Source organism: Clostridium sp. OS1-26 (genome assembly GCF_030915445.1).
Classification (GTDB): Bacteria; Bacillota; Clostridia; order Clostridiales; family Clostridiaceae; genus Clostridium_AM.
The window spans coordinates 4,996,911-5,009,533 of record NZ_CP133264.1 but is presented as its reverse complement, the minus strand read 5'-3'; the positions used below and the strand labels follow the sequence as shown (position 1 = coordinate 5,009,533).

General features: G+C 32.0%; 10 protein-coding genes and 2 pseudogenes. All 12 read left to right on the top strand.

Features of this window, described 5'->3' with window-relative positions; genetic code table 11:
* Nucleotides 1-235 precede the first annotated feature (235 nt).
* The 12 genes and pseudogenes from RCG18_RS24850 to RCG18_RS24795 all read left to right on the top strand — a co-directional run bounded on the left by RCG18_RS24850 (nt 236) and on the right by RCG18_RS24795 (nt 12,604).
* The gene (locus RCG18_RS24850; RefSeq protein WP_308038657.1) at nt 236-943 is read left to right on the top strand and encodes a sigma 54-interacting transcriptional regulator; all 708 of its coding nucleotides are present in this window, start codon (nt 236-238) and stop codon (nt 941-943) included.
* A 53-nt stretch (nt 944-996) separates the two neighbouring features.
* A complete protein-coding gene (locus RCG18_RS24845; protein WP_374118976.1) occupies nt 997-1,605 on the top strand; it encodes a sigma 54-interacting transcriptional regulator in 609 nt (202 codons plus the stop codon).
* A gap of 491 nt (nt 1,606-2,096) precedes the next feature.
* Nucleotides 2,097-3,270, top strand: a pseudogene (locus RCG18_RS24840) (acetyl-CoA C-acetyltransferase).
* A gap of 28 nt (nt 3,271-3,298) precedes the next feature.
* Nucleotides 3,299-4,081, top strand: coding sequence for a short-chain-enoyl-CoA hydratase (locus tag RCG18_RS24835; protein ID WP_308038656.1), 783 nt, complete (start codon nt 3,299-3,301; stop codon nt 4,079-4,081).
* A gap of 13 nt (nt 4,082-4,094) precedes the next feature.
* A pseudogene (locus RCG18_RS24830) lies at nt 4,095-5,233 on the top strand (acyl-CoA dehydrogenase).
* 18 nt (nt 5,234-5,251) lie between these two features.
* On the top strand, nt 5,252-6,034 hold the full coding sequence (locus tag RCG18_RS24825) for an electron transfer flavoprotein subunit beta/FixA family protein (protein WP_308038655.1): 783 nt from the start codon (nt 5,252-5,254) through the stop codon (nt 6,032-6,034).
* 16 nt (nt 6,035-6,050) lie between these two features.
* The gene (locus RCG18_RS24820) at nt 6,051-7,073 is read left to right on the top strand and encodes an electron transfer flavoprotein subunit alpha/FixB family protein (protein ID WP_308038654.1); all 1,023 of its coding nucleotides are present in this window, start codon (nt 6,051-6,053) and stop codon (nt 7,071-7,073) included.
* A 127-nt stretch (nt 7,074-7,200) separates the two neighbouring features.
* Nucleotides 7,201-8,049, top strand: a complete 849-nt coding sequence (locus tag RCG18_RS24815) for a 3-hydroxybutyryl-CoA dehydrogenase (protein WP_308038653.1) — start codon at nt 7,201-7,203, stop codon at nt 8,047-8,049.
* Nucleotides 8,050-8,237: 188 nt separating this feature from the next.
* Nucleotides 8,238-10,073 (top strand): LTA synthase family protein, encoded by a 1,836-nt coding sequence (locus RCG18_RS24810; RefSeq protein WP_308038652.1) that lies wholly within the window; start codon nt 8,238-8,240, stop codon nt 10,071-10,073.
* Nucleotides 10,074-10,077: 4 nt separating this feature from the next.
* The gene (locus RCG18_RS24805) at nt 10,078-10,395 is read left to right on the top strand and encodes a hypothetical protein (RefSeq protein ID WP_308038651.1); all 318 of its coding nucleotides are present in this window, start codon (nt 10,078-10,080) and stop codon (nt 10,393-10,395) included.
* 285 nt (nt 10,396-10,680) lie between these two features.
* Complete coding sequence (locus RCG18_RS24800; RefSeq protein ID WP_308038650.1) at nt 10,681-11,235, top strand: sigma-70 family RNA polymerase sigma factor; 555 nt, start codon at nt 10,681-10,683, stop codon at nt 11,233-11,235.
* A gap of 1 nt (nt 11,236) precedes the next feature.
* On the top strand, nt 11,237-12,604 hold the full coding sequence (locus tag RCG18_RS24795; RefSeq protein WP_308038649.1) for a DUF4179 domain-containing protein: 1,368 nt from the start codon (nt 11,237-11,239) through the stop codon (nt 12,602-12,604).
* Nucleotides 12,605-12,623 lie beyond the last annotated feature (19 nt).

The window sequence follows — 12,623 nt, the reverse complement described above, 5'->3', positions numbered from 1 at the left end:
TTATTTAAAATTAAATAAAATTAAATATGATTATGGAAAAGCTGGAAAATAAGGATTATAATATAATTCGTAGGGTATGTTATTATAGGCTTAAAGACCGAAAGTTAACTTATACAACCGGATATGTTAACTTTCTAGTTAGGGACCTTATATAGGTAGTATAAAGATAAATTTATATGTATGGGAAAAGAAGATGTTTTTTTAATATAATCTACTAAGGTGGTGAGCTGTAAATATGTACAAGAAAAACATTTTAGAAAACGATAGTATCATTCTAAATATTATAATGGATACACTTTATGATGGAATTATAGCTATTAATAAAGAAGGTTTTATTACAATGATTAGTAAAGGGTATGCTATGATTTTTAAAAAGAAAAGAGAGGATATTATTGGGAAGCATATAACAGAAATAGTTGAAGAAACAAGATTGCCTAGAGTAATTAAGACTGGACAAGCTGAAATAGCAGAGTTGCTTAAAATAAATAGTCAGTATTTAATTGTAAGTCGTATACCTATTGTTAAAGATGGAGAAGTAATTGGAGCCATTGCAAAGATTATATTTAAAAGTATAAAAGATTTAAATGATATGCATGAACATATGAATGCAATGAAAAAACAACTTAAAGGATTAACCAATAATATATCAGCACTAAACAGAACAACTTATTCTTTTGATGATATAGTTGGAGATGGAGTATTAATAAAAAGTGCAAAAAGGTTTGCTGAAAAAGCTGCATGGAGTTCTTCAAATGTTTTGATACTAGGTGAAAGTGGAACAGGTAAAGAGCTTTTTGCCCATGCTATTCATAAAGAAAGCAGAAGAAGGAATGGTGCTTTTATCAAAGTCAATTGCGGAGCTATTCCAGGACAACTTCTTGAATCTGAACTCTTTGGATATGAAGGCGGTTCTTTTACAGGAGCAAAAAAGAAGGAAAGATAGGTAAATTTGAATTAGCCGATGGTGGTACTATTTTTTTAGATGAAATAGGGGATATGCCGATATATATGCAGGTTAAACTTTTAAGAGTACTTCAGGAAAAGGAAGTTGAAAAAATAGGGTCAGATGGTCCAAAAAAAATAGATGTAAGAGTTATAGCAGCCACTAATCAAAATTTAGAGCAATTAGTAAAAGAAGGTAAGTTCAGAAAGGATTTATTTTATAGATTGAACGTTTTAACAATCAATGTGCCGTCATTAAAAGAAAGAAGAGAAGATATCGAAACTATAGTTCATCATATTATTAATAAAATAAGTAACAAAGTAAGTAAATATATTGAGGGAATTTCAAATGAGGCACTAGAATATATAAAAAATTATAGCTGGCCAGGAAATATAAGAGAACTGGAAAATGTACTAGAGAGAGCGATAACTATTATTGAAAATGAAACAGTGATAGATGTAAAACATCTTCCTTCTAAAATAACAGCAATGAGAGAGTGTAAGCCTGTTAGGAATCTTCAAGATATATTAAATGATGCAGAAAAAGAAGCAATTTTAAATAGTATTAGTGTCGCTAAAGGAAATAAATCAAAGGCAGCGCATCTTTTAGGCATAAGCAGATCGAGTTTATATGAAAAAATGTCAAAGCTGCATATAGATTAGCGTGATAATATTAAAACTGAATTTATTATGTGTTAAGCAAGAGAATAAAGTTAATTGCTATTAGAGAGCCCCAAAAATATTTTTTGGGGCTTTTAGTTATATATTTAACAATTTGTTTATTTTTTATAGTTGTTGTACGGAAGACAAGACATTTTAAAAAAGAATAATTGTTATAAATTTATCAATTGTACTGAAATGCATACAACTTTTAATTGAAATTGTCTTGAATTTAACACAAATTTTTGAAGAAATACTGATTTTGTTAAATATTATATTTAATTGAACTTGTAGAAAGGCTAAATTACTAGTTTTAATAAATGGAATATCTTTGGCAAGGTATTTGCTATATCTATTTGAGGATATAAAATTATATTTTAGATTTTCCAAGAATATATATTTATATCAAGCTTATAGTATTGATAACATTTTCACATCAATATAATGAGTTAATAAAATAACGTTTTAATCAATAGATGGGGAGGAGATTGAAAATGAGAGAAGTAGTCATAGCAAGTGCAGTAAGAACGGCTATTGGGTCCTTTGGGGGCACTTTAAAGGATGTAGCAGCAGTAGATTTAGGCGCTGCAGTAATAAAGGAAGCTTTAAATAGAGCAGGTGTTAAGGACGGAGCTGTAGATGAAGTAATAATGGGTAATGTTTTACAAGCAGGACTCGGACAAAATCCAGCCAGACAAGCTATGGTTAATGCAGGTCTTCCAGTTGAAGTTCCAGCAATGACTATTAATAAAGTTTGTGGTTCAGGTTTAAGAGCAGTTTCTCTAGCTTGCCAAATAATAAAAGCTGGAGATGCAGATGTAATTGTAGCTGGTGGTATGGAAAGTATGTCAAAGGCTCCATATCTTTTAAATGATGCAAGATGGGGACAAAGAATGGGCAATGGAGAATTTGTTGATGAAATGATAACTGACGGATTAACAGATGTATTCAACAAATACCATATGGGAGTAACTGCAGAAAACATAGCTCAGCAATGGGGAATAACCAGGGAAGAGCAAGATAAATTTGCTTTAGCATCACAAAAAAAGCTGAAACAGCTATAAAAGAAGGTAAATTCAAAGATGAAATAGTCCCAATCGTTGTTAAAAAGAAAAAACAAGAAATAATATTTGAACAGGATGAATTTCCAAGATTCGGTGCAACAATTGAAGCTTTAGCAAAATTAAAACCAGCTTTCAAAAAGACGGTACAGTTACTGCTGGTAACGCATCAGGTATAAATGATTGTGCAGCAGCAATAGTTGTAATGAGCGCAGAAAAGGCTAAAGAACTTGGAGTTAAACCTCTTGCTAGAATAGTTTCTTATGGTCAAAGAGGTCTTGAACCATCAATAATGGGATACGGACCATTCCATGCAACTAAGAAAGCATTGGAAATGGCGAACTTAAAAATAGAAGATATAGATTTAATTGAGGCTAATGAAGCCTTTGCATCTCAGAGTTTAGCTGTTGCTAAAGACTTAAAGTTCAATATGGATATAGTAAACGTAAATGGTGGAGCTATAGCCCTTGGACATCCAATTGGAGCTTCAGGAACAAGAATACTTGTAACACTATTACATGAAATGGCAAGAAGAGATGCTAAAAGAGGTCTTGCAACTTTGTGTATAGGTGGAGGAATGGGGACAGCTCTTATAGTTGAAAGATAGCAATTTTAAAATACAGAGGGGGATTAACATGGAATTTAAAAATATAATTTTTGAAAAAAATGACAAAGTTGCAATTATATCTATTAATAGACCTAAAGCATTAAACGCTTTAAATTCAGAAACCTTAAAGGAACTTGATTGTGTTATTGACATGATAGCTGAGGATAATGAAATATATGCAGTTATTTTAACTGGCGCTGGTGAAAAGGCTTTTGTTGCTGGCGCTGATATCACAGAAATGAAGGATATGTCAGTCGCTGAAGGAAGGAAATTTGGTATTCTTGGAAATAAAGTATTTAGAAAAATTGATTTGTTAGAGAAACCTGTAATAGCTGCAGTAAATGGATTTGCACTTGGCGGAGGCTGCGAACTTTCTATGGCTTGCGATATAAGAATTGCATCAACTAATGCTAAATTTGGACAGCCTGAAGTTGGTCTTGGGATAACACCAGGTTTTGGTGGAACTCAAAGATTAGCAAGAATCGCAGGAATGGCAATAGCAAAAGAACTAATTTTTACAGGAAGAATTATTAAAGCTGAGGAAGCACTTAGAGTTGGCTTAGTGAATAAGGTTGTTGAACTAGATAAAGTTATGGAAGAAGCTATAAGCTTTGCAAATACAATAGCATCGCAAGCTCCCATAGCCGTTAAGTATTGTAAAGCTGCTATAAATAGAGGTATGCAGTGTGATATAGAAACGGCACTTATGTATGAATCAGAAGTATTTGGAGAGTGTTTTGCAACTGAGGACCAAAAAGAAGGTATGACAGCCTTTGTAGAAAGAAGAGAAAAAAGCTTTAAAAATAAGTAGGAGGTAATTTCATATGAATTTCGCACCAACAAAGGAACAAGAATTAGTAAGACAGATGGTTAGAGAATTCGCTGAAAAAGAAGTTAAACCAATAGCATCTGAAATAGATAGAACAGAAGAGTTTCCTATGGAAAATGTAAAAAAGATGGCTAAGTATGGAATGATGGGCATCCCATTTCCAAAAGAATACGGTGGAGCAGGAGGAGACACTCAGTCATATATTATGGCAGTTGAAGAGTTATCAAAGGTATGTGCTACAACAGGTGTTATACTTTCAGCTCATACTTCATTATGTGCTTCATTAATAAATGAATATGGAACAGAAGAACAAAAAAGAAAATACTTAGTACCGCTTGCAAAGGGCGAAAACTCGGTGCATTTGGCTTAACAGAACCAAATGCAGGTACTGATGCAGCAGGACAGCAGTCAGTTGCAGTTCTTCAAGGTGATCACTATGTATTAAATGGATCAAAGATATTCATAACTAACGGTGGAAAAGCTGATATATTTGTAGTATTTGCTATGACGGACAGGAGTAAGGGTGTTAAGGGAATATCCGGATTTATAATTGAAAAAGGATTTCCTGGATTTTCAATAGGAAAAGTAGAAGATAAGATGGGTATAAGAGCATCATCAACAACTGAGCTTATATTCGAGGACTGTATAGTTCCATCTGAGAATTTAGTTGGAAAAGAAGGAAAAGGATTTGGAATAGCAATGAAGAGTCTTGACGGAGGAAGAATTGGTATAGCAGCTCAAGCATTAGGAATAGCTGAAGGAGCTTTTGAAGAGGCAAAAAATTATATGAAGGAAAGAAAACAATTTGGTAAATCCCTTGATAAATTCCAGGGATTAAGCTGGATAATGGCAGACATGGATGTTGCTATTGAATCCGCAAGACATCTTGTTTATCTTGCTGCATGGAAGAAAGATAACAAACTTCCATATAGCGTTGATGCGGCAAGAGCAAAACTTCATGCTGCAAATGTTGCTATGGATGTTACTACTAAAGCTTTACAGTTATTTGGTGGATATGGATACACTAAGGACTATCCAGTTGAAAGAATGATGAGAGATGCTAAAATAACTGAAATATATGAAGGAACATCACAGGTTCAAAGGATGGTTATTTCCGGGAATATATTTAGATAACGAGGAGGATATTAGACAATGAATATAGTTGTTTGTATAAAACAAGTTCCAGATACAAATGAAGTTAGAATTGACCCAAAGACAGGAACTCTTATAAGAGAAGGGGTTCCATCAATAATGAATCCAGATGACAAGAATGCACTAGAAGAGGCTTTAGCAATTAAAGATAATCATGGAGCACATGTAACAGTAATTACAATGGGACCTCCACAAGCTAAAAATGCTTTAATTGAAGCAATAGCAATGGGAGCAGACGAAGCTATACTTATTACAGATAGAGCTTTTGCAGGTGCGGATACTTTGGCTACTTCCTATGCTTTATCAGGTGCATTAAAGAAACTTGGCTATGATATAGTATTTGCTGGAAGGCAGGCCATTGATGGAGATACTGCACAGGTTGGGCCAGAAATTGCTGAGCATCTTGACATTCCTCAAGTGGCCTATGTTGAGAAGGTTGAAGAAGTAGGAGAGGGATATATAAAAGTTAGAAGAGCTTGGGAAGATGGATATGAGATAATAAAAGTTAAAACTCCTGCACTTTTAACAGCAATAAAAGAATTAAATATTCCAAGATATATGCATATGTCTAAAATATTTGGTGCTTTTGATAAAGAAATAAAAGTTTGGACTGCAGATGATATAGAGGTTGATAAAAGCCTTCTTGGACTTAATGGTTCACCAACAAGAGTTATGAAATCAGCAACTAAAGAAGCCAAGGGAAACGGAGAATTGGTGGCTAAACCAGTTAAAGAAGCAGTAGAATACACAGTTTCAAAATTAATTGAAAATCACTATATTTAGTTTGGAGGAATCTTAGATGAATATATCAGAACATAAAGGTGTATGGGTATTTGCAGAGCAGAGAGATGGGAAGCTTCAAAAAGTATCCCTTGAACTACTTGGAAAGGGAAGAGAAATTGCAGATAAATTAGGTACTGAACTTACTGCAGTTGTGCTTGGACACAATATTCAAGACATAGCAGATAACTTGCTATCTTATGGAGCAGATAAAGTCCTTGCTTGTGACAATAAATTTTTATCACATTATTCAACAGACGCATATACGAAAGTTATTTGTGATTTAGCTCTTGAGATGAAGCCGGAGATAATATTTATAGGAGCTACATTTATAGGAAGAGACTTAGGGCCAAGAGTTTCTGCAAGATTACGCACAGGTTTAACTGCTGACTGTACTGGACTTGACATAGACCCTGAAACTAATAACCTCATGATGACTAGACCAGCCTTTGGTGGAAATCTTATGGCTACAATAGTTTGTGGAAATCACAGACCTCAAATGTCAACTGTAAGGCCTGGAGTTTTTTCAAGACTAGAAAAAGATAACTCAAGGATAAATGGGGAAAAAATTAATCATGTAACTGTTAAATTAACAGAAAAAGATATAAGAACAAAAACAGAAGAGATAATCAAACTTTCAAAGAATATAATAGATATAGGAGAAGCTTCAGTACTTGTATCTGGTGGAAGAGGAATTGGAAATGCTGAAAATTTTTCAAAACTTGAAGAACTTGCTAAAGTTTTAGGTGGTACAGTAGCTGCTTCAAGAGCGGCTGTAGATAGTAGTTGGGCTGATAAAGCTATTCAAGTTGGACAGACTGGTAAAACTGTCAGACCTAAACTATATATTGCCTGTGGAATTTCTGGTGCAATTCAGCACTTAGCTGGAATGCAGGACAGTGAATTTATAATAGCTATTAATAAAAATCCAGATTGTCCTATAATGAAAGTTGCGGATCTTGCAATAGTTGGAGATTTAAATAAAGTATTACCTGAACTAACAGCTAAAATTAAAGCTCATAAAGAAGAAGCTGCCATATAGTAACTTTGTTTTTAATGGCATGTCTTTAGGGTAGAACGTTGATTTGAAAAAACAGTGTATCTAAGGCTTGAATTAGTCAAGCGGACATGCCATATCATATAATTTTTTATTAATGGGGGTAATTGAAATGAAAAAGATATGCGTATTAGGTGCAGGTACTATGGGAGCAGGTATTGCACAAGTATTTGCAGCTAAAGGATATGAAGTTGTAATAAGAGATATTAAAGATGAATTTGTGGAAAGAGGCATTTCTGGAATAAAGAAAGGTCTTTCAAAATTAGTAGCTAAGGGAAAAATGGCACAAGAAGATGCAGATGCTATAGCTAATAGAATAACAGGAACAACTGACTTAAATTTGGCAGCTAACTGTGATTTAGTAGTAGAAGCAGCAGTTGAAAATATGGATATAAAGAAAAAAATATTTGCAGAATTAGATCAAATATGTAAACCAGAAACTATATTGGCATCAAACACATCTTCGCTTTCAATAACTGAAGTTGCAGCAGCAACTAAAAGAGCAGATAAAGTTATAGGAATGCACTTCTTCAACCCAGCACCAGTGATGAAGCTTATAGAAATAATCAGAGGAATGGCTACATCTCAAGAGACTTTTGATGCAGTTAAAGAGATGTCAATTTCTATAGGAAAAGACCCTGTAGAGGTAGCAGAGGCTCCTGGCTTTGTTGTTAATAGAATACTTATTCCTATGATAAATGAAGCTTGCGGAATATTAGCTGAAGGAATAGCCAGTGCTGAGGATATAGACAAAGCTATGATGCTTGGTGCAAATCATCCAATGGGACCACTAGCACTAGGTGACCTTATAGGCTTAGACGTTTGCCTTGCAATAATGGATGTATTATATAAGGAAACTGGAGATTCAAAATATAGAGCTCACTCGTTATTAAGAAAATATGTAAGAGCTGGATGGCTTGGAAGAAAGGCTTCAAAAGGATTTCATAACTATGCAAAATAAGATTTTATTATAAAGTATTTCAAATAAACAGCTGTAAGTATAATTCCAATGCGACAATATAAAAAGCTAAACTGTGACCTAAGGATTCACAGTTTAGCTTTTTATATTTAAGGAATGAAAAAAATATTGTTATTATCAAAAATGTGATATAATAAATCTACATATTTTTTGAGCAAAGGGGGCTAAAAGTGGAGAGAACCATTAGTTTTATAGAAAAAAACATAAAAGAAATTATAAAAGATAAATTTTTTATGACAGCGGTAGTAGGCACATTAATACAATATATTCTATTTATCTTGCTTTTATCCGATGGTAATTCAGTAAGTATAAATTTTAGAACTGCTATTTTAGGGGTACTGCCAATATTAATATATATAGTATTTGCGTTAATACCCTATTCTTTTGGATTTTTATTTAAGGGTATAGCACAAAATGTGTTTATGATAATAATGAATATATTTATTTCATTATTATTGATACTGGACTTATGGTATTATAGAAGCAATAGTTCATTTTTAAATTACTATATGTTTAAAATGACAGCTAATTTAGAAAGATTAACTCCAAGTATACTCGCAATGTTTAGAACAATAGATTTGATATTTTTAATAAACGCTGTAATTCTTATAGCAATTTTTATAAAAAATATAAAGTCTTATAAGAATGTTAGAAGAAGCCTAAATAAGTTTGGCATATTATTTTTAATTCCAAATTTATATCTAGCCTATAATCATGTCAAAGTAGATAAATTTCAAAGAGGATATGCTTATCAATATTTATTTAAAAGATCATGGTCACAAAACCAAAGCATGTATTATTTGACGCCAATAGGGTATCATCTATATGATTTATATAATTACTGCGAAGATAACACATCTTATATCATGTCTCAGCAGGAGAAAGACGAAATAAAAAGATACTTTAGTTCAAAAGAGAAAAATCTTAAATCAAATAGTTATAGTGGAATTTTTAAAGGAAAAAATTTGATTGTTATTCAAGTAGAATCAATGGAAAACTTTATTATAAACGAAAAAGTAAACAATCAAGAAATAACACCTAACTTAAACAAATTGCTCAGTAATTCACTTTATTTTTCCAATTATCATGAGCAAACCTATAATGGTACAACTTCTGATGCTACTTTTGTTTCTAATACTTCTATGCTTCCTGTATTAATAGGAAATAATAATTTTAATTATCCATATAATGATTATAATTCATTACCAAACCTATTAAAGAAGGAAGGCTACAACACTTATTCGATGCATGGAGAAAAAGGTAGTTATTGGAATTGGATGGCAGCAGAAAAACACATGGGCTTTGATAACTGTTTAGACATAACAAATTTTAATGCAGACGAAATAATAGGGATAAATTTAAGTGATAGAAGCTTTTTATCACAAGCGGCGGGAAAGATAGAAAAACAAAAGGAGCCCTTTTATACTTTCATGATAACGGAAACTAGCCACAGCCCTTTTGTTATTCCAAGAGACCAGGTAACTATTGATTTATCAGATAATTTAAAAGGAACTAAGATGGGTGGGTTTATAGAAAGCATACATTATACAGATGCAATGATAGGAAAGTTTATACAAGACCTTGATAAAAAAGGTATGTTAGAAAATACTATAGTAGCTATATATGGCGACCATGAAGGTGTTCACAAGTTTTTTTGTGGAGAAGTAAAAGATATTAAAGGAATATCAGACAAATGGAGAAATAACGATAGAAGAGTACCTTTAATAATATATTCTAAGAATTTTCACGGCAAAGAACTTAAGGTTAATGGTGGACAAGTAGACTTTCTCCCAACGATTAGCTATTTAATGGGTATAAAAGAAAACAATTATATTGGCACTGCATTAGGTAGAAATCTTTTAAATACTAATCTAGATTATGCGGTGCTAACTAATAAATCTTATGTAGGAAAAGAAATTTCCAGTCAGGAGAAGAAGGAATATATTAATATACTACAGCAATCAAATGATATGATAAAAGCTAACTATTTTAAAGAAAGGCAGTAAAGGAATGAATAGTAATTTAGAAAGGAATGTAGAAAACACTTTAGATGGGTTGCAAGAGGAATTAACTGTAAAATACAATAAAAGTATAATGTTCATACTTGTTTTTCTGAATTTGTTAATACCAATATTATCTGTAGAGGGCCTATTCAGCTGGTGTATTGGTATTGGAGGTTCATATAAAATTATAAATATATATAAAAATGCAGAAAAAAATAAAACGGAACAGGCAATAAAAGTTTTAATAGTATTATGGGCAATTGCTATAGCATATAATATTTTAGTTTATTATGTAACAAAGATAGTTGTAGCTAAAATAGTTTAGTTAAAATGGATTAATGGGGCTGCTGCATTAAGAATAAATACTACAATATATTGTTCTAATTTTAAATTTGAAGAACAATGTATTGTATGTAAATTCTTTAATACAGCAGCCCCATTTTGGCGTACCTAAAATTTCACAGTATTATATATAGCTGAATAGTTACAAGTCTATCTTACTAATGTATTATTAAAATAAAATAGAAAAATTTGAGAATATTTTATTTTTCATTCGTTATATAAAGTGTAAAAGCTTTTACAACAACACCTTTTAGTAAGGAGAGAGTTTATGAAATCAGACGAAAAAAATTACATACAAAGGCTAAAAAATGGGAAGGAAGATGCTTTAGATTATATAGTTGACAATTATCTGACCTTAATTAAAGGAACTATATATAGGGTTCTTGGTCCACTTAAAGATGAAGGGCTTATAGAGGAATGTATAAATGATGTGTTTCTTTCTGTTTGGAGAAACGCAAATAAATTTCACGGTGATGATAGTGAATTTAAGAAATGGCTTTATATTATATCTAAGTTTAAGGCTATTGATTATTACAGGTCAAGGGTAAAAAAGGCTGAGGAAGTTTTAGAGGCTATTGAAGTTGTTGACAAAAGTTCAGTAGAAGATGATTTAATTACTATGGAAAGTAGAAGTGAGGTAATAGAACTAATTAACAGCTTACAAAGGATAGATAGAGATATCTTTATTCTTAAATTTTTCCTTGGCTATAAATCAGAGGATATAGCTAAAAAGCTTAATATTACCAAGGCCTCCGTAGATAATAGAATCTACAGAGGAAAGAGAAAATTAAAGGAAAAAGCATTAAACTTGGAGGTAATTTAATATGAAGGATATTTATGAAATGTTTAATGATATAGAAGTAGATGAAAAGGAATTTGAAGAAATGCCTGTAAGTGAAATAGAAAAAGAAAGGGTTAAGAAGAATATAAAAGAAGCTTTAAGTAAGGAAAAGCCAATAGCTAAGAAAAGATTTATCAGTAAGAAAAAGATTTCTATAGCGGCTGCAATTACTATGATTTTCATATCCTCTGCTATAGTGGTAAACCCAGCATTAGCTACTAGTGTTCCAATAATCGGAGAATTATTTAAAAGAGATTTAGTTAGTGTAAATGAAAAATACTCTAATTACCTTGATGCAATTGGTAAGACCAAGTCCTGTGAAGGTATTGACGTTACCTTTGAAAGTGCGGTAGCGGATAATAATATGCTATTTTTAAATTTTGTAGTGAAAAATAATAATAAAGAAATTAAAGATAACTATTCTGACGCGTTATTAATTCCAACAGAGATGAAGGTTAATGGAAAAAGTGTAAGTACAGGTGCAGGAGCATCATGGGAGCTTATTGACAACAATACAATTAGAGTATTAAAGAAGATAGATTGGTCAGCGGATAAGTTGCCAAATAAGATGAATATAGATATCAATATATCACAGTTATTTGGCAAAACAGGGGACTGGGGTGTTCATTTCTTCCTTGATAAAAGTAAGCAGACAGAGAAAACCTATGAAGAAAAAATTAATTCTAAGCTTGAGATAGATGGTGAAAAAGGGGAGATTTCAACGGTAACTATTTCTCCACTTACTGTAACTATAAAAGGTGAAGGCAAATTTAACGATATGAGCAATGATACTGTTTCTGAATTTATAGTTTTGGATGACAAAGGTAATGGATTATGCTGGAATGGTAGCTCTGGAGGAACAAATGGTTTACGTGGAACCTATAAATGGAATTCAACTTTTATTTCCAATAATGATATGAAAGGTGTAACTATTATACCAGCTTACAGGACAAAAGGAAGCGAAAATACTGAAAAATTACCAGCGGTTAAGCTAGATGTGAATAATGTAAAGCCAATAGAATTAACCATTGATAAAGATCGAAGTGTAAGTATAAAGGATTACTCTATAGATGGTGACTATCTGATTGTAAGATATAATCAAAAATATTTTGGAAAAGATAGTTTAACACAAATGTTTGATATGTCTATATATGTAACAATAGATGGTACTGAAGTAAAGGAGGCTGATGATGATAAAAGAAATGAACTTTATCGTAAATATGATAATTTAAAGAATAATGTAAGGATATTTAAAATTGGCACATCAAGAAATATTATGGTTGGAACTTATGATGGTTCAAATGTGAAAATGTTAAAGGACAAGAGTTTTACTGTTAAAATAAAAAAATGATGATTTAGGATAGTTAAAC

Coding starts and splice junctions, on each gene's coding strand:
- RCG18_RS24850 (WP_308038657.1), top strand. CDS start 236: ATGTACAAGAAAAACATTTTAGAAAACGATAGTATCATTCTAAATATT.
- RCG18_RS24845 (WP_374118976.1), top strand. CDS start 997: ATGCCGATATATATGCAGGTTAAACTTTTAAGAGTACTTCAGGAAAAG.
- RCG18_RS24835 (WP_308038656.1), top strand. CDS start 3,299: ATGGAATTTAAAAATATAATTTTTGAAAAAAATGACAAAGTTGCAATT.
- RCG18_RS24825 (WP_308038655.1), top strand. CDS start 5,252: ATGAATATAGTTGTTTGTATAAAACAAGTTCCAGATACAAATGAAGTT.
- RCG18_RS24820 (WP_308038654.1), top strand. CDS start 6,051: ATGAATATATCAGAACATAAAGGTGTATGGGTATTTGCAGAGCAGAGA.
- RCG18_RS24815 (WP_308038653.1), top strand. CDS start 7,201: ATGAAAAAGATATGCGTATTAGGTGCAGGTACTATGGGAGCAGGTATT.
- RCG18_RS24805 (WP_308038651.1), top strand. CDS start 10,078: ATGAATAGTAATTTAGAAAGGAATGTAGAAAACACTTTAGATGGGTTG.
- RCG18_RS24800 (WP_308038650.1), top strand. CDS start 10,681: ATGAAATCAGACGAAAAAAATTACATACAAAGGCTAAAAAATGGGAAG.
- RCG18_RS24795 (WP_308038649.1), top strand. CDS start 11,237: ATGAAGGATATTTATGAAATGTTTAATGATATAGAAGTAGATGAAAAG.